At 71.4% G+C, this 22,905-nt stretch carries 23 protein-coding genes and 1 pseudogene; 14 read left to right on the top strand and 10 right to left on the bottom strand.

Features of this window, described 5'->3' with window-relative positions; genetic code table 11:
• Positions 1-16: 16 nt before the first annotated feature.
• From AMETH_RS25100 to AMETH_RS25080, 5 genes are all read right to left on the bottom strand, one after another.
• Complete coding sequence (locus tag AMETH_RS25100) at positions 17-1,300, bottom strand: ISL3 family transposase (RefSeq protein ID WP_026153346.1); 1,284 nt, start codon at positions 1,298-1,300, stop codon at positions 17-19.
• Positions 1,301-1,465: 165 nt separating this feature from the next.
• The gene (locus AMETH_RS25095; RefSeq protein WP_017983935.1) at positions 1,466-2,326 is read right to left on the bottom strand and encodes an amino acid ABC transporter permease; all 861 of its coding nucleotides are present in this window, start codon (positions 2,324-2,326) and stop codon (positions 1,466-1,468) included.
• Positions 2,323-2,970, bottom strand: coding sequence for an amino acid ABC transporter permease (locus tag AMETH_RS25090; RefSeq protein WP_017983934.1), 648 nt, complete (start codon positions 2,968-2,970; stop codon positions 2,323-2,325). The genes AMETH_RS25095 and AMETH_RS25090 overlap by 4 nt, the downstream gene beginning before the upstream one ends.
• Before the next feature lie 86 nt (positions 2,971-3,056).
• Positions 3,057-3,968 (bottom strand): glutamate ABC transporter substrate-binding protein, encoded by a 912-nt coding sequence (locus tag AMETH_RS25085; RefSeq protein ID WP_017983933.1) that lies wholly within the window; start codon positions 3,966-3,968, stop codon positions 3,057-3,059.
• A gap of 57 nt (positions 3,969-4,025) precedes the next feature.
• Positions 4,026-4,754 carry an amino acid ABC transporter ATP-binding protein gene (locus tag AMETH_RS25080; protein WP_017983932.1) on the bottom strand — a complete coding sequence of 243 codons (729 nt, stop codon included), beginning with the start codon at positions 4,752-4,754 and terminating at the stop codon, positions 4,026-4,028.
• A 257-nt stretch (positions 4,755-5,011) separates the two neighbouring features.
• Here AMETH_RS25080 and AMETH_RS25075 point away from each other — a divergent pair, with 257 nt between their 5' ends.
• The 3 genes from AMETH_RS25075 to AMETH_RS25065 all read left to right on the top strand — a co-directional run bounded on the left by AMETH_RS25075 (position 5,012) and on the right by AMETH_RS25065 (position 7,268).
• Complete coding sequence (locus AMETH_RS25075; RefSeq protein WP_017983931.1) at positions 5,012-5,248, top strand: hypothetical protein; 237 nt, start codon at positions 5,012-5,014, stop codon at positions 5,246-5,248.
• Between the two features lie 77 nt (positions 5,249-5,325).
• Entirely contained in the window at positions 5,326-6,810 is a 1,485-nt protein-coding gene (gene miaB / locus AMETH_RS25070; RefSeq protein ID WP_017983930.1) for a tRNA (N6-isopentenyl adenosine(37)-C2)-methylthiotransferase MiaB, read from the top strand.
• Positions 6,807-7,268, top strand: a complete 462-nt coding sequence (locus AMETH_RS25065) for an Rv2732c family membrane protein (protein WP_017983929.1) — start codon at positions 6,807-6,809, stop codon at positions 7,266-7,268. The genes miaB and AMETH_RS25065 overlap by 4 nt, the downstream gene beginning before the upstream one ends.
• On the opposite strand, the gene AMETH_RS25060 is transcribed toward AMETH_RS25065, so the two are convergent.
• Positions 7,155-8,150 carry a LysR family transcriptional regulator gene (locus AMETH_RS25060; protein WP_081617592.1) on the bottom strand — a complete coding sequence of 332 codons (996 nt, stop codon included), beginning with the start codon at positions 8,148-8,150 and terminating at the stop codon, positions 7,155-7,157. The genes AMETH_RS25065 and AMETH_RS25060 overlap by 114 nt on opposite strands.
• Positions 8,151-9,136: 986 nt before the next feature.
• Between AMETH_RS25060 and AMETH_RS25055 the strand changes: the two genes are divergently transcribed.
• Together AMETH_RS25055 and AMETH_RS39350 are read left to right on the top strand one after the other, a co-directional pair.
• Complete coding sequence (locus AMETH_RS25055) at positions 9,137-10,321, top strand: MFS transporter (protein ID WP_223842930.1); 1,185 nt, start codon at positions 9,137-9,139, stop codon at positions 10,319-10,321.
• A 31-nt stretch (positions 10,322-10,352) separates the two neighbouring features.
• Positions 10,353-10,517, top strand: a complete 165-nt coding sequence (locus AMETH_RS39350) for a hypothetical protein (RefSeq protein ID WP_017983926.1) — start codon at positions 10,353-10,355, stop codon at positions 10,515-10,517.
• Between the two features lie 177 nt (positions 10,518-10,694).
• Here the strand turns inward: AMETH_RS39350 and AMETH_RS25050 are convergent, their stop codons facing one another.
• On the bottom strand, positions 10,695-11,273 hold the full coding sequence (locus AMETH_RS25050; RefSeq protein WP_017983924.1) for a TetR/AcrR family transcriptional regulator: 579 nt from the start codon (positions 11,271-11,273) through the stop codon (positions 10,695-10,697).
• A gap of 62 nt (positions 11,274-11,335) precedes the next feature.
• Between AMETH_RS25050 and AMETH_RS25045 the strand changes: the two are divergent.
• Positions 11,336-12,339, top strand: a pseudogene (locus AMETH_RS25045) (hypothetical protein).
• A 71-nt stretch (positions 12,340-12,410) separates the two neighbouring features.
• Here the strand turns inward: AMETH_RS25045 and AMETH_RS25040 are convergent.
• Complete coding sequence (locus tag AMETH_RS25040; RefSeq protein ID WP_017983922.1) at positions 12,411-13,721, bottom strand: DUF349 domain-containing protein; 1,311 nt, start codon at positions 13,719-13,721, stop codon at positions 12,411-12,413.
• A 247-nt stretch (positions 13,722-13,968) separates the two neighbouring features.
• On the opposite strand from AMETH_RS25040, the gene AMETH_RS25035 reads away from it, so the two are divergent.
• From AMETH_RS25035 to dapF, 3 genes are read left to right on the top strand one after another with little or no spacing between them, the layout of a single operon-like run.
• A complete protein-coding gene (locus AMETH_RS25035) occupies positions 13,969-14,652 on the top strand; it encodes a class III extradiol dioxygenase subunit B-like domain-containing protein (RefSeq protein ID WP_017983921.1) in 684 nt (227 codons plus the stop codon).
• Positions 14,649-15,548 (top strand): tRNA (adenosine(37)-N6)-dimethylallyltransferase MiaA, encoded by a 900-nt coding sequence (miaA, locus tag AMETH_RS25030; RefSeq protein ID WP_017983920.1) that lies wholly within the window; start codon positions 14,649-14,651, stop codon positions 15,546-15,548. The genes AMETH_RS25035 and miaA overlap by 4 nt, the downstream gene beginning before the upstream one ends.
• A gap of 9 nt (positions 15,549-15,557) precedes the next feature.
• Positions 15,558-16,391 (top strand): diaminopimelate epimerase, encoded by an 834-nt coding sequence (gene dapF / locus AMETH_RS37300; RefSeq protein WP_081617591.1) that lies wholly within the window; start codon positions 15,558-15,560, stop codon positions 16,389-16,391.
• Here dapF and AMETH_RS25015 read toward each other — a convergent pair.
• The gene (locus AMETH_RS25015; protein ID WP_017983917.1) at positions 16,297-17,616 is read right to left on the bottom strand and encodes an MFS transporter; all 1,320 of its coding nucleotides are present in this window, start codon (positions 17,614-17,616) and stop codon (positions 16,297-16,299) included. The two genes, dapF and AMETH_RS25015, sit on opposite strands and share 95 nt — an antisense overlap.
• A 103-nt stretch (positions 17,617-17,719) precedes the next feature.
• Here AMETH_RS25015 and AMETH_RS25010 point away from each other — a divergent pair, with 103 nt between their 5' ends.
• The 3 genes from AMETH_RS25010 to AMETH_RS25000 are packed head-to-tail and all read left to right on the top strand — an operon-like array spanning position 17,720 to position 20,700.
• A complete protein-coding gene (locus tag AMETH_RS25010) occupies positions 17,720-18,175 on the top strand; it encodes an ArsR/SmtB family transcription factor (protein ID WP_081617723.1) in 456 nt (151 codons plus the stop codon).
• A gap of 43 nt (positions 18,176-18,218) precedes the next feature.
• A complete protein-coding gene (gene hflX / locus AMETH_RS25005; protein ID WP_017983915.1) occupies positions 18,219-19,649 on the top strand; it encodes a GTPase HflX in 1,431 nt (476 codons plus the stop codon).
• 19 nt (positions 19,650-19,668) lie between these two features.
• A complete protein-coding gene (locus tag AMETH_RS25000) occupies positions 19,669-20,700 on the top strand; it encodes an SdiA-regulated/phytase-like domain-containing protein (RefSeq protein ID WP_038532352.1) in 1,032 nt (343 codons plus the stop codon).
• 25 nt (positions 20,701-20,725) lie between these two features.
• On the opposite strand, the gene lexA is transcribed toward AMETH_RS25000, so the two are convergent.
• Positions 20,726-21,427, bottom strand: coding sequence for a transcriptional repressor LexA (gene lexA, locus AMETH_RS24995; RefSeq protein WP_017983913.1), 702 nt, complete (start codon positions 21,425-21,427; stop codon positions 20,726-20,728).
• Between the two features lie 246 nt (positions 21,428-21,673).
• On the opposite strand from lexA, the gene AMETH_RS24990 reads away from it, so the two are divergent.
• Both AMETH_RS24990 and nrdR read left to right on the top strand, forming a co-directional pair.
• Positions 21,674-22,138, top strand: coding sequence for a LysM peptidoglycan-binding domain-containing protein (locus tag AMETH_RS24990; protein ID WP_017983912.1), 465 nt, complete (start codon positions 21,674-21,676; stop codon positions 22,136-22,138).
• Positions 22,139-22,397: 259 nt separating this feature from the next.
• On the top strand, positions 22,398-22,880 hold the full coding sequence (gene nrdR, locus AMETH_RS24985) for a transcriptional regulator NrdR (protein ID WP_017983911.1): 483 nt from the start codon (positions 22,398-22,400) through the stop codon (positions 22,878-22,880).
• Positions 22,881-22,905: the final 25 nt, after the last annotated feature.

Below are 22,905 nucleotides of genomic sequence, written 5' to 3'. Positions count from 1 at the left end.
AAGAGGCTCTGTTGGTCTATGTGTGGGTGCGGTCGGGTAGTTCGGGGCGGTAGCCGCCGAGGGCGAGGAGCGCGAGGGAGATCAGGGCGTCGGGGTGTTTGAACCCGAAGGCCAGCCTCGTCAGCAGCCGGATCTTGGTGTTGGTTGATTCGATCAGCGCGTTGGACAGGCCGTGGTCCAGACTCGCGTGGATGGCGGCGAGTTCGGATCTGATGGTGCGCGCGAGCTTGACGAACTCGGGTATCCGGCATCGTGGGGCCCAGGACAGCCAGCGTTGCAACGCTTCTTTGCCGGTTTCGCCGCCGACTGCGAAAACGTGCCGGAGTCCTTCTTTGAGCAGGTAAGCACGGTAGAGGCGAGAGTCCGTTTTCGCGATCCAGGCAAGCTTGTGGCGTTGGTGATCGGTGAGGTTTTCCGGGTTCTTCCACAGTGCCCACCGTGCTCGCTTCATGGTTTGCGCGGCACCTGCCGAGGCGGTGCGGCCGCGTCGGTCCTTCTGGCTGCCGCCGGGCTGGCGGCGCGCGGTATTCCACGCCTGGCGCCGGACCTTGTCCAGGGCGTCGGTGGCCCACACGACCACATGGAACGGGTCAGCGCACCGGATGGCGTCCGGGCAGTACTGGGCCACGGTGTGGGCGATCCACGCGGCCCCGTCCGCTGATACGTGGGTGATCCGGGCGCAGCGGTCCGGTCCGAGTAACTCGAAGAACGCGGCCAGCGTGGCTTTGTCGTTGCCCGGCGCTGCCCAGACCAGTCTGCCGGTGTCGTGATCGACCACCACGGTGAGATACCGGTGATTCTTCTTGTAGCTGATCTCGTCGATCCCGATCCGGCGCAGCCCGGCCAGCCGATCAACCTGGGCGTCGATATCGGCCCGGACCCGGGTGATGATTGCCCCGACGGTCGGCCAGGCGATCCGCATCAGCTGCCGGACCGAGGTTCTCGACGACTGGGTCGCCAGCCACGCCACGGTGTCATCGAAGGCGCGAGTGTGCCCGGCACCATGGCGAGCCCACGGCACCGCGGCCACCACCACACCGTGCTCGCGGCACTGCACCCGCGGCGCGTCCGCCTCGACAAACGCCTGCACGGTGCCCAGATCCAGGGCACGCCACCGCCGCCGGCCCCGCCCAGCGTCATAGCGCGGACACCGCCGAGAGCACGCCCCGCACCGGTGTCGATCCCGCCGCCGCAACCGTACCCGGGCCACCAGTACCTGCTCGGCCTCGTCTAACTCCACTGATTCCACAACCGCGGGATGCACACCCAGCAGCCGACACCATACCCTGGCAGAGGGCACGTCGTTCTCCGTCTGTTCGTTTCTGTTCCTCGACAGCTCAGAAACCTAGACCCAGCAACGACGTGCCCCTTCTACCAGGTCAAACCCGGCCCACACATAGATCAACAGAGCCCGAAAAGAGGGGCGTGACGGCAGCCGTCACGCCCCTCTCTTTCGTGGTCTGGATCAGGCCACGCCCACGACGTCCTCGGTCGTCGGCGGTCGCTCGACCTCCACGTGCTTCTTGCTGCGCCGCTGGCGGCGTTCGATGTAGTTCGCCAGCGCGGTGAGCAGCAGGCACAGCGCGATGTACATCGCCGCGACCACCAGCGTGGACGGCACGATCGGGCGGCCGAACGTGCCCTGCGAGCCGATGTAGCGGGCGTAGTACAGCAGCTCGGGGTAGGTGACCAGGAACCCGAGCGCGGTGTCCTTGAGCAGCACCACGAGCTGGCTGATGATGGTCGGCAGCATCGACCGGACCGCCTGCGGGATCAGGACGAGCGTCATCACCTGCGTCTTGCGCATGCCCAGCGCGTACGCCGCCTCACTCTGGCCCTTCGGCAGCGCCAGGATGCCGGCGCGGAACACCTCCGCCAGAACCGACCCGTTGTACAGGGTCAGGCCCAGCACCACGGCGGCGAACGGCGGCAGGGAGATGCCCAGTGCGGGTGCGCCGTAGTAGAAGAGGAACATCAGGATCAGCAGCGGGATGGCGCGGAAGAACTCCACGATCCCGGTGGAGATGCCGCGGATCCAGGCGTGGTCGGACAGGCGCCCGGCGGCGAAGATCGCGCCGAACACCAGGGCCAGCACGGCGCCGAGGGCGAACGCCTGCAGGGTGGCGAGCAGGGCGTCGAGCAGGTCGCGCTGGACCTGGGCGTACTGCAGCCACTCCCAGCGGCGGGCGGAGAACTGTCCGCTGTCGATGAACCGCCAGATGATGTAGGCGATCACCGCGGCGACGACGAGGGTGCCCAGGACGGCGAACACGCGGTAGCGGGTGCGGGCCTTGGGACCGGGGATGTCGAACAGGACGTTGCTCATCGCGCCACGCTCCAGCGCTTCTCGAGGGTCCGCTGGATGAAGGACAGGACCGCGACCAGGATGATGAACCCGAGGGCGACCCACAGCAGGCCGACCAGCTGGTTGTCACCGCGCTCGGACAGGTACTGGCGGATCGCACCGGCCTCGGCGACGGAGAACCCGGCGGCGATGGTGGTGTTCTTCAGCAGCGCGATGAGCATGCTCATCAGCGGCGGCACCACCGAGCGGATGGCCTGGGGCAGCACGATCTGGCCGAGGATCTGGGTGAAGGTCAGCCCGAGCGCGCGGGCGGCTTCGGCCTGGCCGACGGGGACGGTGTTGATGCCCGAGCGGACGACCTCGCAGATGAACGCCGAGGTGTAGAGCGTCAGCGACACGACCGCGGCGGTGAAGTAGCTCAGGTCGATGATGTCGAGGAGCGGGTAGGCGAACACCAGGAACACGAACACCAGCGTCAGCGGGGTGTTGCGGAGCAGTGTCACGTAGGTGGCGCCGACGGCGCGGAACACCGGGACCGGGCTCACCCGAAGGCCGGCCAGGAACGTGCCGAAGATCAGGCTCGCCACGCCGGATATCAGGAACAGCTTGATCGTGGTCCAGAAGAACGGACCGTAGAGGTCCAAATTGTCGAGCAGGACGTCCATCGGGCCTTCCCCGCCGCGGTTCGATGAGTGGGTGGAAACGGGTGTGGCCGGTGAGCACGCTCGCGCTCACCGGCCACAGAGGTGTGTCAGTAGCGCTGGATCGCCGGAGGCGTCGCGGCCGAGCCGGACTTGCCGAGGGTGGCGTCGTAGATCTTCTGCCAGGTGCCGTCGTCGATGGCGGCCTGCAGCAGGTCGTCCACCTTGCCGCGCAGCGCGGCGTCGTCACGGGGCAGGCCGATGCCGTACGGCTCCTGCGAGAACGTCTTGCCGACGACCTTCAGGTTGTCCGGGTCCTGCGCGGCGAAGCCCTTGAGGATGGCGTCGTCGGTGGTGACGGCGTCCACCTCCTTGGTGATCAGCTTCTCCACGCACTGCGAGTACTTCTGGAACTCGACGATGTTCCCGGCCTCGGTCAGCTGCTGGTCGCGCACGCGCTGGATCGGGGTCGACCCGGTGACCGAGCAGACCTTCTTGCCCTTCAGCGTCTCCGGGCCGGTGATCGAGGTGTCGTCCTTGCGCACCAGCAGGTCCTGCCCGGCCATGAAGTACGGGCCGGCGAAGGACACCTGGGTCTTGCGCTTGTCGGTGATGGTGTAGGTGCCGACGTAGTAGTCGACGTTGCCGTTGGTGATCGCGGCTTCACGCGCGGCCGAGTCGACCGTGGTGAAGGTGATCTTGCTCTCGTCGAAGCCGAGGCCCGCGGCGACCATCTTGGCGATCTCGATGTCGAAACCCTGGAACTTGCCGGTCGTCGGGTCCTTCAGGCCAAGGCCCGGCTGGTCGTCCTTCACGCCGATGGTCAGCTTGCCTGCGCCCTTGATCTTGGCGAAGGTCGGCGAGCCGGCCACGTCCACGTTCTGGGCCACCGTGTAGGTGGGCAGCGCGGCGGCGTCGGTTCCGGTGTCCCCGGTGCCGCCGGAGGGCGCCCCCTCCTTGCCGCAAGCGGTCAGCGTCAGGGCGCCGACCAGCAGGCCCGCTGCCAGGGTGCGGATCTTCATCTGGATTCCTGTTCTCCCGGGATCGGGCGGCGCCTGCCGGGCGCCGCGGGAACTCAACTAGTGCGTCAGGATCTTGCCGAGGAAGTCCTTGGCGCGGTCCGACTTCGGCTTGGTGAAGAACTCGTCCGGCGACGCGTCCTCGACGATCTCCCCGTCGGACATGAACACCACGCGGTTCGCCGCGCGACGGGCGAAGCCCATCTCGTGGGTGACCACGAGCATCGTCATGCCTTCCTTCGCCAGCCCGGTCATGGTGTCCAGGACCTCCTGGACCATCTCCGGGTCCAGCGCCGAGGTGGGCTCGTCGAACAGCATCACCTTCGGCTTCATCGCCAGCGCCCGCGCGATCGCCGCACGCTGCTGCTGACCGCCCGACAGCTGAGCCGGGTACTTCTGCGCCTGGTTGGCGATGCCCACCCGGTCCAGCAGCTGCATCGCGGTCTTGCGCGCCTCGTCCTGCCCGACCTTGCGGACCTTCACCGGCGCGAGCATCACGTTCTCGACGATGGTCTTGTGCGCGAACAGGTTGAACGACTGGAACACCATGCCGACCTCGGCGCGCAGCGCGGCCAGCGCCTTGCCCTCCGCGGGCAGCGGCTGCCCGTCCACCTCGATCTCGCCGGAGTTGATCGGCTCCAGCCGGTTGATCGCGCGGCACAGCGTCGACTTGCCGGACCCGGACGGGCCGAGCACCACGACGACCTGGCCCTTGGGCACCTCGAGGTTGATGTCCTTGAGCACGTGCAGGTCACCGAAGAACTTGTTCACGCCCGCAGCCCTGATCATCGCTGGTGCTGACGTAGCTGTGCTCATCTGCCCTCCATAGCCAGGCTCACTCGGCGATCTAACACCGTGACGCGCCCCCGCGCCCGTAAATCGAATCAAACGCAACCTAGGTGTCATCCGTTCTGCCCGTTTTCGACTGACGGTGACCCCGGGTGCGGGTAACTGTAGTCAGGCGAGCGGTGCAGCTCGGACGGGGTCGCCTCGCTCGAACGGGGCATACCGCTGCGCTCGGCGTCGTCACGTTCAATACTCGGTTCGTGACCGCACGCAACCCCCGCAAGATGGCCGCCGCGCTCGTGCTCGGCGCGGGGCTGTGCACGCTCGCCGCCCCCGCCGCCCACGCCGACGGTGTCAGCCTGAAAGCCGGTCCGTACCCGACGCAGGCGGACTGCCAGTCGCGGCTCCCGTCCTGGCCGGGCCACATCTGCACGTTCATCCCGGACCTGCTGCCCGGCCCGATCCCCGAAGGCTGGTACGTCGCGCTGCGAACTTGACGCGCGCGAAGGCGGGCAACCCCGAAGAGTTACGCTGATGCCGTCATGGCTTGTCTTACCAGCGAACACGGTGCCCGATGAACGGTGGCAAAACCTACCAGATCCGCACGTTCGGCTGCCAGATGAACGTGCACGACTCCGAGCGGCTCGCGGGCCAGCTGGAGGAGGCGGGCTACGTTCCGGCGGGCGCGGACGACGCGCCCGACCTCGTCGTGTTCAACACGTGCGCGGTGCGCGAGAACGCGGACAACAAGCTCTACGGCACCCTCGGGCACCTGCGCCCGGCCAAGGACGCCAACCCGGACATGCAGATCGCCGTCGGCGGCTGCCTCGCCCAGAAGGACCGCGGCGAGATCGTCAAGCGCGCCCCGTGGGTGGACGTTGTGTTCGGCACCCACAACATCGGCGCCCTGCCGGTGCTGCTGGAGCGCGCCCGGCACAACGCCGAGGCCGAGGTGGAGATCCTCGAGTCGCTGGAGACGTTCCCCTCGACGCTGCCCGCGCGGCGCGAGTCGGCCTACTCGGGCTGGGTCTCGATCTCCGTGGGCTGCAACAACACCTGCACCTTCTGCATCGTGCCGTCGCTGCGCGGCAAGGAGCGCGACCGGCGGCCCGGCGAGGTCCTGGCCGAGGTCGAGGCGCTCGTCGCCGAGGGCGTGCTGGAAGTGACGCTGCTCGGGCAGAACGTCAACTCCTACGGCGTCGAGTTCGGCGAGCGGGACGCCTTCTCCAAGCTGCTGCGCGCCTGCGGCGGCATCGACGGCCTGGAGCGGGTCCGGTTCACCTCGCCGCACCCGGCCGCGTTCACCGACGACGTCATCGACGCGATGGCCGAGACCCCGAACGTCTGCCCGCAGCTGCACATGCCGCTGCAGTCCGGTTCGGACCGGATCCTGCGCGAGATGCGCCGCTCCTACCGGTCGAGCCGGTTCCTGTCCATTCTGGACAAGGTGCGGGACCGGATCCCGGACGCGGCCATCACCACCGACATCATCGTCGGGTTCCCCGGCGAGACCGAGAAGGACTTCCAGGCCACGCTCGACGTCGTGCGCGAGGCCCGGTTCTCCAGCGCGTTCACCTTCCAGTACTCCAGGCGCCCCGGCACCCCGGCCGCCGAGCTGCCGGACCAGTTGCCCAAGCAGGTCGTGCAGGAGCGCTACGACCGGCTGGTCGAGCTGGTCAACGAGATCGCCTGGGACGAGAACAAGAAGCTGGTCGGGCGCAAGGTCGAGCTGCTGGTCGCCGAGGGCGAGGGCCGCAAGGACACCGAGACCCGGCGGATGAGCGGGCGCGCCCGCGACGGCAGGCTGGTGCACTTCACGCCGACCGGCGCCGCGATCGAGGGTTCGGTGCGGCCGGGCGACGTGGTCGAAACCGTGGTCACCTACGGCGCGCCGCACCACCTCGTCGCCGACGGCGACCTGCTTTCGCACCGGCGCACCCGCGCCGGTGACAACGTGGAGGCGGGCCGCCGGCCCAGGACCGACGGGGTCAGCCTCGGGCTGCCGTCGTTCGGCCGCCCGGCGCCCCAGCCGGTGGCGACGGGCGGGTGCGGACTGTGAGCGAGAGCGACTACGACCGGTTGGGCACCGACGTCGACGAGGTCGTCACCAAGGCCTCCCGCACCGTCGAGCTGGGCCGACGCGGGTTCGTCATCGCGGTTCTGGTGTTCCTGCTGCTGGTGGGGCAGCTGCTGCCGTGGGTCGGCCCGCACGTGGGCTGGCAGGTGCTGCTCGGGCAGGGCGGCGGCATCCCGCAGCTGTTCGCGGTCACGTCCACGGTGATCGGCGTGCTGGCGTCCGCGCTGACGCTGGTGACGCGCCGGTGGTGGCTGTCGTGGGTGTGCGCGATGGGCGGCTGGTTCGCCTCCGTCGACGGGCTGCTGGCGATCTGGTCGCAGCAGTCGTCAGTCGCCAACGGGGCCACCGGGCGCGGCCCCGGCATCGGCATGGTGATCGCGCTGGTCGCGATCATCCTGCTGGCCGCCCAGTGGATGCGCACCGCCTGGTCCCGCACCTGAGGCGAAGCGCGGGGCCAGCGACCGGGCGAGGCCGCGGAACAGCTGCACGTGCGGGTCGCGGTCGCCGGTGCGGGTGGCGAGCACGCTGTGGTCCCACGGCGCGTCCACGACCGGCACGCACACTGTGCCGGGCCAGCGGTAGAAGCGCGCGAACGAGCTGAGGGCCGAGCCGGCGGCCCGCCCGGCCGCGACGCTCATCAGCACCTCCTGCGGGGTGACCGCGTGGTCCGGTCCGGGGCGAGGCGCCTCGCCGCCGCGGGCCTCGGTGAAGTACAGGTAGTCGGTGAACGGCCGCGGCGTGTGCGGCGGCAGTGCGACGAACGGCAGGTCCAGCACGTCGGCCAGGCGTAGCTCGCCGGCCGCGGCCAGTTCGGAGTGCGCCGGGATGACGACGATGCGGGCCTCCGTGGTGAGGACGTCGACGCTGATGCGCTCGTCGGTGACCGCCGGCCGTACGAAGGCCACGTCGACGCGGTGTTCGAGCAGTGCGCTGGTGTGCTCGGTGAAGGTGAGGGCCTCCAGGGTGAGGCGCACCTGCGGCCGCAGGTGGCGGAACGCGTTGATGACGGCCGGGGTCAGCTCGGCGGAGCCGTGCCCCATGACGCCGACGCGCAGGGTGCCGGAGTGCTCGGCGAGGTCCGCCATGTCGGTGATGGCGGCGTTGGCCGCGTCGACCAGGCCGCGAGCGTGGCCGAGGAAGCGGTGCCCGGCCGGGGTGAGCCGCACCGGGGCGCGCTCGAACAGCGGCACGCCCAGCTCGCGCTCGAGCTGCTGGACGTGGGCGGTCACGGCCGGCGGGGAGAGGAACAGGCGCGCCGCGGCCCGGCCGAAGTGCCCTTCTTCGGCCACCGCCAGAAACGAGGCAAGGCGGCGCAGATCCACGCCCTGACGGTAAGCCCGCCACGCGAGGTACGCCAAGGTGATCTACCACCCGCGCCGGCCGCCCTCCGGCTCCCGCGGCGGACGCTGCTGGGAGCCGGACGGCGGAGCGACGCACACTCGGCCCCGGCGGCCGCCCGGAACGGGCACATGATGCGCGAACAGCCGGCCCAGCACCCGCGGCGGCTACCGCTGCTGCCTGCGATGGCCGCCGCTGCTGCCCGCGGCAGAAACCGCTGGCGAGCGCGGCGCCCGCCGCTGCTTGCGGCAGCGATCGCGCTGTCCGCGGCGACGCGTCGGTTGCGGCAGCTACCGCGTCACCCGCGGCAGCTGGCGCTGGCTGCGGCGGCTGCCGGCTGTGGCAGCGATCGCGCGGCTCGCAGCGACGCGCTGCTTGCGGTAGCTACCGTGCGGCCCGCGGCAGCTACGGCTGGTGCTGGCTGCGGCCGCTGCTGCCTGTGGCAGGGTTCGCGCTGTCCGCGGCGACGCGCTGCTTGCGGTAGCAATCGCCGCGACCCACCGCTGCCGCTCGCGACCGCCGCTGCCACCCGCAGCGGCTACCGCTGCCGCTCGCGACCGCCGCCGCTGTCTGCGGCAGCAGCCGCGCGCCGCAGACACACGCCGGCTGCGGCAGCTACCGCGCGACCTGCAGCAGCCACCGCTGCAGCGTGCGGCGGCCACGGCTGCCTGCGGCAGCGACCGCGATGCTGCTCGCAGCGGCGCACCGGCTGCGGCGGCCACCGCGCCACCCGCAGTCACCGCCACCCGCAAGCCACCACCACCCGCGGCCACGGCGCCACTCGCGGCCACGGCGCCACTCGCGGCCACGGCGCCACTCGCGGCCACCGCGCCACACGCAGCCGGCACAACACCCGCAGCAGCCACCGCGCCGCCCCCAGCAACCACCGGCCCGGCCACGCCACCGCACAGCCGTTCGGGAATCGTGAACGCTCCGGTTTCCACAACGCCGCTCGAGTTAGAACCGGGGTATGACGGAGTGTGCCGTGCTGCCCGCGACCCGGCGGGCCTGGCCGCGGGCCGCCTGGTCGATCACCGCCGTGGGGTGGGGCGCCAACCAGTTCTCGCCGCTGCTCGGGGCCTACCGGCGCGAGATGGGGCTCTCCGCGGCGACCGTGACCGGGCTCTTCGCGATCTACGTCCTGGGCCTGGTGCCCGGCCTGCTGCTCGGCGGCCCCGGCGCGGACCGGTACGGACGACGGCCCGTCGTGCTCGGCGCGGTCGCTCTGTCGGTGCTCGCGACCGGCGCGCTGCTGCTCGGCGAAGTGGGCGTGCCGTGGCTGGGGGTGGGGCGCTTCGCTTCGGGGTTCGCCATGGGGGCGGTTCTCGCGGCGGGCAGTGCCTGGGTGAAGGAGCTGTCCCACCCGCCGCACGACGACACGGCCGAGGGGACCGGCGCGCGCCGGGCCAGTCTGTTCCTCTCCGCCGGCTTCGGGATCGGCGGGCTGGTCGCCGCGCTGATCGCGCAGTGGGCGCCGCTGGACGTCGCCTACCTGCCGCACCTCGTGTTGTCCGCGGTCGCCCTCGTCGCTGCGCTCAAGGTTCCGGAGACCGCGCCCCGCGCACAGCCCGGCAAGCGCGTGACCGGCATCCGCGACCCGCGCTTCCGGCGCATGGTCGTCCCGGTCGCGCCGTGGGTCTTCGCCGCGCCCGCGACCGGGTTCGCCGTGCTGCCGTCGCTGGTGGAGTCGCGCCTCGGCGGCGCCGAGACGGTCTTCGCGGGCGCCGCGATCGCCGTCGTGCTGGGGGCCGGTCTGCTGATCCAGCCGGTCGGCAGGAGGCTCGCCGCACGCGCGATCCTGCTGCCCGCGCTGATCGGGCTCGCCGCGGTCGGCACCGGGATGCTCCTCGGCCTCGCCGCCGCCGTGTCCGCGCAACCCGTCGTCGCGTTGCTCGCCGACGCCGCACTTGGCTGCGGGTACGGGCTGTGCGTGACCTTCGGCCTCACCGAGATCGCCCGCATCGCCCCGCCCGAGGGCCTGGCCCGGCTGGCTTCGGTGTGGTGGGCGCTGACCTACGTCGGGTTCTGCGCGCCGTACGTGTTCGCGCTGCTCACGCAGGTCACGACACCACCGGTGATCCTCGGGTGCGCGGCGGCGCTGGCGTTCCTGACCGGCGCGGGCGTGGCGCTGCGGCACCGGACAGCGCCATCATGACCGGGCGGACATCGCCGTCGAACTGCGGGCGATGGACGGCCTTGCGGACATCCGCGCCGGGTGGGCCACCCTCGAATCGTTGTGGGCGGACACCGTCGCCCGCGCGCGACGGCTGCTGGAGGAGGCGTCGCACGAACGCGTCGACGGCGAGTGGTCGTTCGTCGAAACCCCGCGGCGCCTGGTGACCGACGCCTAGGCGATCCGGACGATCCTCGACGAGCCGACGCCCTACCAGCCGCTGGCCCTGCCGCCGCTCATCCGCGCCCGGCTACCCCGAGGAGCCGCAACCGGTGGGGAAGTGCCTGCGCGTGGTGATGAACGAGGAGTGCGAGCTCCGCCGTTACGCGGTGCGCGACCTGGCGGTGCTGGAACGTCACTTCGACCGCACCAGCGGCAGGTAGACCTCGTCGACGATCTCGACCAGCACCTCGTCCGGCGCGGTGGGCACGCCCCGCACGACGAACTCGTTGCGCAGCAACACGATCGCCACCGTGGCGACGCGGTGGTGCAGCGCGGCCGGTGACACCTCCCCGCGTTTGACCGCGCGTTCCAGGATGGTCAGCCACGAGGTCGCCGCCTCCTCGGCTGGGTCCTGCAGTTGCCCAAGGAGTTCCGACGCGCCCCCGGCCGCGGCGATCAGCTCGCGCAGGATCGCGCCGAGCGGGGAGCTCCAGTGCCGGTTGGCGCCACGCAGCAGGGCGAGGGCGTCGTCGCGGAGGTTGCCGGTGTCCGGCACCGGCACCGATCTCGTGAGCCGCTGGTAGGCGGCGACCCCGAGGGCGAGCCGGTTCGGCCAGCGGCGGTACAGCGCGTTCTTGTTGGTGCCCGCGCGCGCGGCGACCTTGTCCATGGTCAGCGCGGCGAACCCGGACTCGGTCAGTTCGTCCGCCGCCGCCTGGAGGATCGCGTCCTCCAGCGCGGCTCCCCGCCTGCGGGTCCGGGACGGCTCCATGGGTACGTACAGTACCTTATTTCTGATAAGGTACGGCTGGTACCCTATTTGAGGAGATGGACATGCGAGCCAAGGGCATCAGCTACGACACCGCTTCGTCCAGAACGGGCAGGTCTCCCGGAAGCGGTTCGATCCGGAGGTGGTCGAGCGCGAGCTGCGGATCATCCGCGACGACCTGCACTGCAACGCGGTGCGGATCATGGGCGGCGATCCGGAGCGGCTGGAGGTCGCCGCCACCTGTGCGGCCGAGCTGGGGCTGGAGGTCTGGTTCTCGCCGTATCCGCTGGAACTGACCGAAGAGGAGACGCTGAAGCTGTTCGCGGACTGCGCCGAGCGCGCCGAGCGGATCAGGCGGCGGGGAGCCGAGGTCGTGTTCGTGGCCGGGGCCGAGCTGAGCCTGATGAACAAGGGTTTCCTGCCCGGCGACGGCATCCGGCAGCGGATCGCGTTCCTGATGGACAACCGCGAGCGGATCCCCGAACTCGGCTCGCGGGTCGGTGACTTCCTCGCCAACGCGGTCGCCGTCGTGCGGGAGCGGTTCGGTGGCCAGGTGACCTACGCGTCGGTGCAGCTGGAGCGCGTCGACTGGACGCTGTTCGACTTCGTCTCGGTGGACTTGTACCGGACGGCCGCGATCGCCGACCGCTTCTCCGACGGGGTCCGGGCCCTCGTCGAGCAGGGCAAGCCCGTCGCGATCACCGAGTTCGGCGCCGCCACCTACCGCGGCGCGGGCGATCTGGGGGCGAGCGCGCTGGACGCGGTGGAGTACGACGAGGACCGCGGGCCGGTCCGGCTGAACGGCGAGTACGAGCGCGACGAGGAGGGGCAGGCCGCGTACGTGCGCGAACTGCTGGAGACGTTCGACTCCGCGGGTGTGGACAGCGCGTTCGTGTTCACCTTCGCGCTGTACGACCACGTGCACCGCCCCGGCGGCGACGGGCGAGAGGACCTGGATCTCGCCAGCTATGGGGTGGTGAAGGTCTTCGAGGACCGCGACGGGCACGACCTGCCGTGGGAGCCGAAGGCCGCGTTCACGGCGATCGGCGAGTACTACCGGGACCACTGAACGACGGCGGCCCCTCCCCGCACCGGGAAGGGGCCGCCGCTCGAACCGGAAACCTCAGCGAATCGACAACCTCAGCGGTCCGCGACCGCCTGCTCCGCCGCCTGCATCCACTCGCGCCACTGCGCCGCCTGCTCCTCGGCCTTCTTGGCGCGCCGCTCGTCGCCGGCGGCGCGGGCCTTCGCGGCCTGCGCCTCGAACTGCTCGACCCGCTCGCGGAACTGCGCGGCCCGCGCCTGCGCCTCCGGGTCGCTGCGGCGCCACTGGCTGTCCTCGACCTCGCGGATCCGGTCCTGCACCGCCTTGAGCCTGCCGTCCAGCTCGCGGATCCGCTCCCGCGGTACCTTGCCGATCTCGTCCCACTGCTCCTGGATCCGCCGCAGCTGCGCCTTCGCCGCGTCGAGGTTGGCGCCCGGGTCGATCTTCTCGGCCTCGGCGAGCAGCTCCTCCTTGCGCGTGGCGTTCGCGGCGAACTCGGCGTCCCGCTCGGAGAACGTCGCGGAGCGGCGGGAGAAGAACGTGTCCTGCGCGGCGCGGAAGCGCTGCCACAACGCGTCGTCGGCCTCCTTGGGCGCCCGGCCCGCGGCCTTCCATTCCGTCATGAGCTCCTTGTAGCGCCCGGCGGTCGGGCCCCAGTCGGTCGAGTCGGCGAGCGCCTCGGCCTCCGCGATCAGCTCCTCCTTGCGGGCCTTCGCGGCCGCGCGCTGCTTGTCCAGCTCGGCGAAGTGCGAGCCGCGGCGCCGGTTGAACGCCTCCCGCGCCTTGGAGAAGCGCTTCCAGAGCTCGTCGTCGGTCTTGCGGTCGACGCCCTTGATCGTCTTCCACTCGTCGAGGATCGCGCGCAGCCGGTCGCCCGCGGCCTTCCACTGCACCGACTCGGCGGCGATCTTCTCGGCCTCCTCGGCGAGCGCCTGCTTGCGCCCGACCGCGGCCGCGCGGGCCTCCTCGCGCTCCTGCTTCGCCGTGGCCAGCGCGGTTTCGGCGTGCGCGACGATCTGGTCGATCCGCGCGGACAGCGCAGCGAGGTCGCCGACCACGGCCGCCGTCGGCAGGCTCTCCCGGAGCTGCGTCGCGGTGGCGAGCGCGTGCTTCGGGTCGCCCGCGCCGGACGCCAGCCGGGTGCCGAGTAGTTCGACCTCGGTGCGCAGGTCGTCGAAGCGCCGCGCGTAGTGCAGCAGCCCCTCCTCCGGCGAGCCGGCCTGCCACACGCCGACGGCGCGTTCCCCGTCCGCGGTCCGGACGTAGACGTTGCCCTCGTCGTCCACCCGGCCCCAGCGGGAGGGGTGCGGCTCGGCCGGCGGGACCGGCGCGCCGTGGCCGGCGGCGGGCGTGTGGCCGTGGGGCACCTGGTGGGGTGCCGGGGTGCCGGTGTTCTCGTCGGACATCGCAGGCTCCTTATCGCCTGTCGGCCCGCCTTGTGGCGGGCGCCCCGCTGGCGGGCGGGGCCGGGTCATGCGGGTCTCGTTCCCTCTGGCCGCATTCAAGCAGTTCAGCGCCGCTCGTGGTACTCGGTTGGGGGGTCGGAGCGGGTGATTCTACTTCCGGGCCACGTGGGATCGCTGCGATCGTCGATCTCGCTGCTCTCCGTGGTCGCGGGTTGCCCGAGAGTGGCTGCCGGTAACCTCGACGGGTGTGATCGTGCAAGCCGTGGTGGTACCGCAGCCCCCGCTGCTCGTGCCCGCGCTGTCCCCGGGGGCGAACGCCGAGCTGGAGGCGTTGCGCGCGGCGTGCCGCACCGCCGTGACCCGCCTCGCCGCCGTGACCCGGGAGTGGGTCGCGGTCGGCGCCGGTGACCACGAACGGGTCATCGAGCCCACCACGTCCGGGTCGTTCCGCGGATACGGAGCCGACGTTCCGGTCTCGCTGAGCGCAGGGCAGGCGACGCGCGCCGAACTCCCGCTGCCCGCCCTCGTCGCGGGCTGGCTGCGAGAGCAGGCGGGTGCGGATTCGGTGCGGGTGCACCTCGTGGACGGCGATCCGGCCGAGTGCGAGCGCCTCGGCAAGCTCCTCGCCAACGGCGACCGGACCGGCCTGCTCGTCCTCGGCGACGGCTCGAACCGGCACGGCCCCAAGTCCCCGGGCAGCGAGGACGAGCGCGCCCCCGCCTTCGACGAGGCGGTCGCCCGCGCGCTCGCCACCGCCGACACGGCCGCGCTGCGGGCGCTCGACCCCGGGCTGGCCGCCGAACTGGGCGCGGGCGGCCGCGCGCCGTGGCAGGTGCTGGCGGGCGCCGGCGACGACTGGCGCGCCGGACTGCTGTACTCCGCGGCACCGTTCGGCGTCGGCTACCACGTCGCGGTGTGGGAGCGCGGGTGAACCCGATCGCCGTCGTCGGCCCCACCGCCACCGGCAAGTCCGAACTCGCCATCACGATCGCGCGCGCGGTCGGCGGCGAGGTGGTCAACGCCGACGCCCTGCAGCTCTACCGTGGCATGGACATCGGCACCGCCAAGGTCCCCGCGGCGGAACGCCGCGGCGTGCCGCACCACCTGCTCGACGTCCTCGACGTCACCGAGACCGCGTCCGTCGCCGCCTACCAGCGCGACGCCCGCGCCGTCATCGAGCGTCTGCTGGCCGAGGGCAAGGTGCCCGTGCTAACCGGCGGTTCCGGCCTCTACGTGCAGGCCGTCCTCGACGACCTCCGCTTCCCGGGCACCGACCCGGCCGTGCGGGCGCGGCTGGAGGCCGAGGCCGCCGAGGTCGGCGCCGCGGCCCTGCACAGCCGCCTCACCACGCTCGATCCCGCCGCGGCCACCGCGATCCTGCCGACCAACACGCGCCGGATCGTCCGCGCGCTGGAGGTCATCGAGATCACCGGACAACCGTTCTCGGCCAACATGCCGCGACCGGGCCCCGCTCGATACGGCACCGTGATGATCGGGATCGACCGGGACACCGAGGACCTCGACCGGCGCGTGGAGCTGCGCGTGGACCGCATGTTCGCGGCCGGCCTCGTCGACGAGGTGCGGTCGCTGGTGGAGCGCGGGCTCCGCGAGGGCAAGACGGCCTCCCGCGCGCTGGGCTACCAGCAGGTGCTCGCCGAACTGGACGGAGACGGGGACTTCGCCGCCGCGGCCGAGGCGACGAAGCAGGCGACGCGCCGATTCGTTCGCAGGCAACGATCCTGGTTCCGCCGGGACGCGCGGATCCGGTGGTTCGACGGAGCCGATCTTGACGTGGCCGAGCGGGTGCTCTCCGTGGTGGCCCAGTAGTCTGATCGTGTGGTTATCGAGTTCCTCAAGGGGCATGGCACCCAGAACGACTTCGTGGTGCTCCCCGACCCTGACGCCCGGCTGGACCTGACGGCGAGCCGGGTCGCCGCGCTGTGCGACCGGCAGCGCGGGCTCGGTGCCGACGGTGTCCTCCGCGTGGTGCGCAAGGAGGCTCTGGACCTGCCTGCCGCGTCCGAGTCGGCGGGGGAGTGGTTCATGGACTACCGCAACGCCGACGGGTCGATCGCCGAGATGTGCGGCAACGGAACGCGGGTGTTCGCGCGGTACCTCGTCGAAGCGGGCCTGGTCTCCGGGCGGGAGTTCGTGATCGGCACCCGCGCCGGCGACCGTCCGGTGGTGGTGCACCCGGACCTCACGGTGACCGTGCAGATGGGGCCGGCCGCGATCACCGGCGCCTCGGTCGCCATCGTGGACGGGCACAACTTCTCCGGTGTCGCGGTGAACGTGGGCAACCCGCACCTGGTGTCCATTGTGGACGACGACATCGACGAGCTGGACCTGACCCGCGCGCCCCGCTACGACAGCGACTTCTTCCCCGACGGCGTCAACCTGGAGTTCGTCAACCCGCTCGGCGAGCAGCGCCTGAAGATGCGGGTGTACGAACGGGGAGTCGGCGAGACCCGCGCCTGCGGCACCGGCACGGTGGCCGCGGTCGCGGCCGCGCTGCACCTGGCGGGCACCGACACCGGAAAGTCCGCGGTGGACATCCCCGGCGGCCGCGTCGAGGTCACCGTGGAGCGGGGGGCGTCGACGCTGACGGGCCCGGCGGAGTTCGTGGCGCGGGGTCAGCTGGATCCGCAGTGGTGGGAGCGGGCGGGCTGACCGGCAGGTCGCGCATCCGCCGCAACGGGGAGAGCAGCACCGGCAGCATCGTCACCGCCATGAGCGCGCACCCGGTCCACACGGTGGACCGGACGCCGATCAGCTCGCCGAGCGCGCCGCCTGCCAGCCCGCCGAGCGGCATGGTGCCCCACACCACGAACCGCACGGTCGCGTTCATCCGGCCCATCAGCCGGTCCGGGCAGATCGCCTGCCGGTAGCTGACCTGCGCGACGTTGTAGACCACGATGCCGTAGCCGCTGGCCACCATCCCCAGCACGCCCAGCGCCACCGACCAGCCCGGCTGGGACAGTGGCAGCAGCAGCTGGAGCGGCCAGGTGGTCATCGGCACCAGCCAGATCGCCCTGGCCTGCCCGATCACCCGGGTCCAGAACCCGGCGGTGAGCGCGCCCAGGATGCCGCCGCCGCTGGCGACGGCGAGCACCAGGCCGACCCCGGACGGGCTCAACCCGAGATCCCTGGTGAGGAACAGGACCTGCATCGAGATCACGATCGTGCCGGCGAAGTTGCCGCTCGCGGTGCACAGCACGATCGCGCGCAGCGCCCGGTTGCCGAACACGAACTGCAGGCCCTCGGCGATCTGCGTGCGCAGCGGCGTGCCGTCGTGTGGTTCCGGCTCCGGTTCGGGCGTCCGGATGCGCAGCAGGAACAGCCCGGACGCGACGTAGCCCGCCCCGGTCGCGAGCACCGCGTTGGCCGCGCCGAACAACTGGGTCAGCCCGCCGCCGAGCCCCGGCCCGACCACCTGCGCGACCGACTGGCTGGCCTGCAGCTTCGCGTTGCCCTCCACCAGGTGCTCCCGCCCGACCAGGGGCGGCAGGTAGGACTGGTAGGCGACGTCGAAGAACACCGTCCCGACGCTGACCAGCAACGCGACTACGACCAGCTGGGTCAGGGTCAGCCACCCGGTCCACCAGGCCAGCGGGATCGTCAGCAGCAGCGCAGCGCGCGCGAAGTCGGCGCGCAGCATGAGCGGACGCCGTTTCATCCGGTCCACCCACACCCCGGCGGGCAACCCGATCAGCAGGAACGCGGCGTTCTCGGCCGCGGTGAGCAGGCCCATCTCCCCGGGCGTCGCGGACAGCACGGTCGCGGCCAGCAGCGGCAGCACTGTGATGCCCACGAACGTGCCCGCCTGGCTGACCGTGTCGCCGGCCCACAGCAGCCGGAACCCGGGGTGGTACCAGAGGGAGTCTCGTCGCGGCACACCGGTAGGGTGACGCAGTGATTGGAATCCGTCAATCACTTCGTCCGACTACGCTGGGCCGGTGCGAGACCGCCGCCCCCCGAGCGAGGCCGAGGCAGCCGCCCTGGCCTCGGGAATTCGCCTGCGCATCATCCGGTTGACCTATGCGGAGGCGTTGACGAACAAGGAAATCGCGCAGCGCCTGGGGCGGGACCCGGCGACCACCCTGCACCACGTGCGCAAGCTGGTCGACACCGGTTTCCTGGCCCCGCAGCCCGCCCGCAGGGGCAATCGCGGCGCGAAGGAGATCCCGTACCTGTCGACCGGCAAGTCCTGGGAGTTGTCCGGGGAGGACGACAGGGCGTTGTCCGAGGCCATGCTGGAGGCCTACCTGTCCGAGATCGCCGAACTGGACCGCGGCGAGCTGGACCAGTCCCGGCTGGTGGTGCGGGTCGATGCCGAGGCCAGGCGCGAGTTCGAACAGCGGATGCTGAGCCTGCTGGACGAGTTCCGCGACCGCTCGACCCCGGAGGGCGCCGAGCAGTTCGCGATCTACGTGGCGGTGTACCCGAGCCGCTAAAGGATTCGGACAATCCCGCGAATCGTGGGACCATGGAAGGACGATGACAGAACTGACCTACACAGACCTCGTGGAAGACCCGTCGACGGGCGACCTGGAACTGTCCGAGCGCGCATCCCTGCGCCGCGTCGCGGGCCTGTCGACCGAACTGTCCGACATCACCGAGGTCGAGTACCGGAAACTCCGCCTCGAGCGCGTGGTCCTGGTCGGTGTGTGGACCGAGGGCACCGCGGAGCAGTCCGAGGCTTCGCTCGCCGAACTCGCACGCCTGGCCGAGACCGCCGGTTCCGAAGTGCTCGAAGGTCTCGTGCAGCGCCGCGCCAAGCCCGACCCGGCCACCTACATCGGCTCGGGCAAGGTGCGCGAGCTGTTCGACATCGTCGTCGCCACCGGGGCCGACACGGTCATCTGCGACGGTGAGCTCTCGCCCGGTCAGCTGCGCCAGCTGGAGGAGCGGCTCAAGGTCAAGGTGATCGACCGGACCGCGCTGATCCTCGACATCTTCGCCCAGCACGCGCGCTCGCGCGAAGGCAAGGCGCAGGTCGAGCTGGCCCAGCTACAGTACCTCATCCCGCGGCTGCGGGGCTGGGGTGAGTCGCTGTCCCGGCAGGCCGGTGGCCGCGCCGGTGGCGCGAACGGCGGTGTGGGCCTGCGTGGTCCCGGTGAGACCAAGCTCGAGACCGACCGTCGGCGCATCAACAAACGCGTGGCGAAGCTGCGCCGCGAGATCGCCGCGATGGACACCATCCGGGCGACCAAGCGGGGCCGCCGCGTGGCCAACGAGGTGCCCAGCGTCGCGATCGTCGGCTACACCAACGCCGGCAAGTCGAGCCTGCTCAACGCCATCACCGGGGCCGGTGTGCTGGTGGAGAACGCGCTGTTCGCCACCCTGGACCCGACCACCCGGCGGGCGGCCACTCCGGACGGGCGCACGTTCACCCTGACCGACACGGTCGGGTTCGTGCGGCACCTGCCGCACCAGCTGGTCGACGCGTTCCGCTCGACGCTGGACGAGACGGCCGACGCGGATCTGCTGCTGCACGTCGTGGACGGGTCCGACCCCGCCCCGGAGGAGCAGGTCAACGCGGTGCGCCAGGTGCTCGCCGAGATCACCCGGAGCCACGAGAGCCCGCTGCCGCCGGAGCTGATCGTGATCAACAAGGCGGACGCGGCCGACGAGCTGTCGCTGGTCCGCCTCCGGCACCTGTTGCCGGGCGCGATCGTGGTGTCGGCCAAGACCGGCGAGGGTGTCCCGGAACTGCTCGACGCGCTGGCCGAGCGGCTGCCGCGGCCCGACGTGGTCGTGGACGCGCTCGTGCCCTACACGCGCGGTGAGCTGGTGGCGCGCGTGCACTCCGAGGGCGAGGTCCTCACCGAGGAACACCTCGCGGAGGGCACCCGCCTGAGCGCCCGGGTTCGCCCGGACGTGGCATCCGCGCTGGAGGCGTACGCCGTGAACGGATCACCGGCCTGAAATCGGTACCGTGGCTCTGGTGAGTCTCGGTAGAGCTGTGCTGGCGCCGGTCCTGTCAGTCCTGGTGGTGCTGGGGCTGGCGGGGCCGGCGAACGCGGCGCAGGCCCCGGAACCGGTGTGCTCGGTGACGGACAAGCGGCTCGGCGAGCTGTCCGGCCTGGTGAGCGACGGCTCGCGGTGGTACGCGATCAACGACGGCGGCACGAAGGTGCAGATCTTCGTGCTGGGCCGCGACTGCGCCGTGCAGCGGATCATCTCCGGCTCGACCGACCCGTACGACGTCGAGGACCTCGCCCGTGCCGCGGACGGCACGTTCTGGCTCGCCGACACCGGCGACAACCGCAAACAACGCGAGACCATCGCCCTGCTGGCCGTCACGCCGCAGGGCAAGGTGACGTTGCACCGCCTGACCTACCCCGACGGGCCGCACGACGCGGAGGCGCTGCTGCTCGACGCGTCGGGAACGCCGTACCTGGTCACGAAGAACCCGCTGGGCGAGGCGGGGATCTACCGGCCGGCGAAGGCGCTGGCCAGCCCTGGCCCGACCCCGCTGGAGCGGGTCGGGTCGATCAACATCAAGTCCACGGACACCCCGGGCGGACCGGTCGCGGGGTTCGGCTCCGTGCTGGTCACCGGTGGCGCCGTGAGCGCGGACGGCAAGGTCGTCGCGCTGCGGACCTACACCGACGCCTACCTGTTCCCGGCCCCCGACCGGGACGTGGCCGCCGCGTTGCAGCGTGAGCCGGTGCGCGTGCCGCTGCCCGACGAGCAGCAGGGGGAGGCGATCGCCTTCGACCCGGACGGCACCCTGTTGTCGGCGTCCGAGGGTGCCGGCCCGATCCGCGCGGTGCGCGGGGCGGCGGCCCTGGCGGCGGACAGCGCTGAAGAGGGCGCCGAGGCGGGCGGCCAGTCCGCGGGCTCCGGCGGGGAGGCCGCCGGCGGGGCGTCCGGCAAGGGTGGTGTGGACACGGTGCCCGGCCTGCTGCTGGCCGTCGTCGTCGCGGGCGGCGTGATGTTCGCCTGGTCGAAGCTGCGGAAGCGGTCCGGTTGATCGTTTCGAACGGCCGATCGACCGGCTAGAGACGGCGGATGACCGCGACGACCTTGCCGAGAATGGTGGCTTCGTCGCCGGGGATCGGGTCGTAGGCCTCGTTGTGCGGCATCAGCCACACGTGGCCGTCCTTCTGCTTGAACGTCTTCACCGTGGCCTCGCCGTCGATCATCGCGGCCACGATCTCGCCGTTGTTCGCCGTCGGCTGCTGGCGCACGACCACCCAGTCGCCGTCGGTGATGGCGGCGTCGACCATCGAGTCGCCGGTGACGCTGAGCAGGAAGACCTCGCCCTCGCCGACGATGTCCTTCGGCAGCGGGAAGACCTCTTCGATGGACTGCTCGGCCAGCACCGGCCCACCGGCGGCGATGCGGCCGACCAGCGGCACGTACGCGGGCTTGGGCAGCGGCGTGGTCTCGGCCTCGGCCTGCGCGGTCAGCACGCCGACGGCGCGAGGACGGTTCGCGTCTCGGCGCAGGTAACCCTTGCGCTGCAGGGAACGCAGCTGGTGCGACACCGACGAGGTGGAGGTGAGCCCGACCGCCTCGCCGATCTCGCGGACGCTGGGCGGGTAGCCGAAGCGGTCGATCCACGCCTTGATGACTTCGAGGATCTGCTGCTGGCGGGGGCTGAGACCCTCTTCGACGTCCTCGGGGTCGGGGAGGGGATGCACATCCCCGAACCGGCCGCCTGGCCTGCGGATCGTCTCGCCCGTCTCTTCCGACACCGTGCTGCCTCCCAGCTCTGGAGCGGCCGGGACCGCGCACCCGCGCGACCGGCGCTGTCCGCCTCTGCTGGTCACCCACAGTAGTGCACCCGACAGCAAACATCAAACAACTGTTCGACGACACGCCGGGGCGCGCTCGATTTTGTCGTACCCGGGTGGTACACATTCGCACGGAGGTTCGATAGAACGGTTGTTCGACCGGCGGCGCGCTCGTCGCGGGTCGCGGATCTGCGAGGAGGTTCCGCCATGTCGGTGCTGACACTTGAGGAGTGGTTGGTCCGGCGCGCGCCGGAGGAGGGCGCGGGCGGGCGCGTGCCGGTGCGGCCGCGTCGTCCGGAGGTGCGCCGTCCGCCGACGCGGGCGCGCGTGGTCGCCGGCCGCCGTCCCGGTCCGGTCGCCGCCTGCCCCCGCCGGATCGCGCCGCGGTGGCCGTGGCTCGCCGCGGTCGGGGTCGCCATCGCGCTCGCCGTCACCGGGTTGGGTGTTTTCGCCGGCTCGTTCGCGCCGGACGTCCCGGAGCGGACGGCCACCGTCGCGGTCGCGCCGGGGGAGACGTTGTGGGATCTGGCGCGGCAGTACGCGCCGGGGAGCGACGCAGGTGGCGTGGTTGAGCGCATCGAAGAGCTGAACCACCTGTCGGCGGAGTCGGTCGTGCCGGGCCTGTTGCTCACCGTGCCGGTCGAATCCGGCTCCGTGATCACGGGCTCGTGAGGCGCGCCGCCATACCTCATCACTCGCTCGTGTCGCTTGCGCCCCGCCTGCGCGCGTTCTAAGGTCCACCGCTATATCTAGTAGTTACATGGCTGTAGTTGGTCCACAAGTTGGGGTAGACTGAGGACGAGTTGTCCACAGGCGGTGGGTGTTCACCCACTGGATATCCACATGTTGATCACCAGGTTCGAGCCGTAGCGTGGCGGCGCGGGCCGGGGTGGATGTCACCCGCGGGACGAGAGGGGAAGGTGTTCGGAAGGTGCGTTGCCCGTTCTGCCGTCACGCCGACTCCCGGGTCGTCGACTCGCGGGAAGTGGACGAGGGGCAGGCCATCCGCCGCAGGCGGTCCTGCTCGGCCTGCGGTCGCCGGTTCACCACGTCCGAGACGATGGTGCTGGCGGTCGTCAAGCGTTCCGGGGTCACCGAGCAGTTCAGCAGGGACAAGGTGGTCCGGGGAGTGCGCCGGGCCTGCCAGGGCAGGCCGGTCGACGACGACGCGTTGCAGCAGCTCGCCCAGCGGGTCGAGGAGTCGATCCGCGCGGCCGGAGTCGCCGAGATCCCGAGCCACGAGGTCGGCCTCGCCATCCTCGGGCCGCTGCGGGAACTCGACGAGGTCGCCTACCTCCGGTTCGCCAGCGTCTACCGCTCCTTCTCATCGGTCGAGGACTTCGAGAAGGAGATCGCGGACCTGCGCAAGGCCATGGCAGACAAGCACGGCGACGAAAGCGCGGCCGGGGAATGAGCCCGGCGCGCGGCGGGAGGGACGA

This window comes from Amycolatopsis methanolica 239 (assembly GCF_000739085.1).
GTDB classification, from domain to species: Bacteria; Actinomycetota; Actinomycetes; order Mycobacteriales; family Pseudonocardiaceae; genus Amycolatopsis_E; species Amycolatopsis_E methanolica.
The sequence above is the reverse complement of the archived record's forward strand: the minus strand, read 5'-3'. Positions and strand labels throughout refer to the sequence as shown.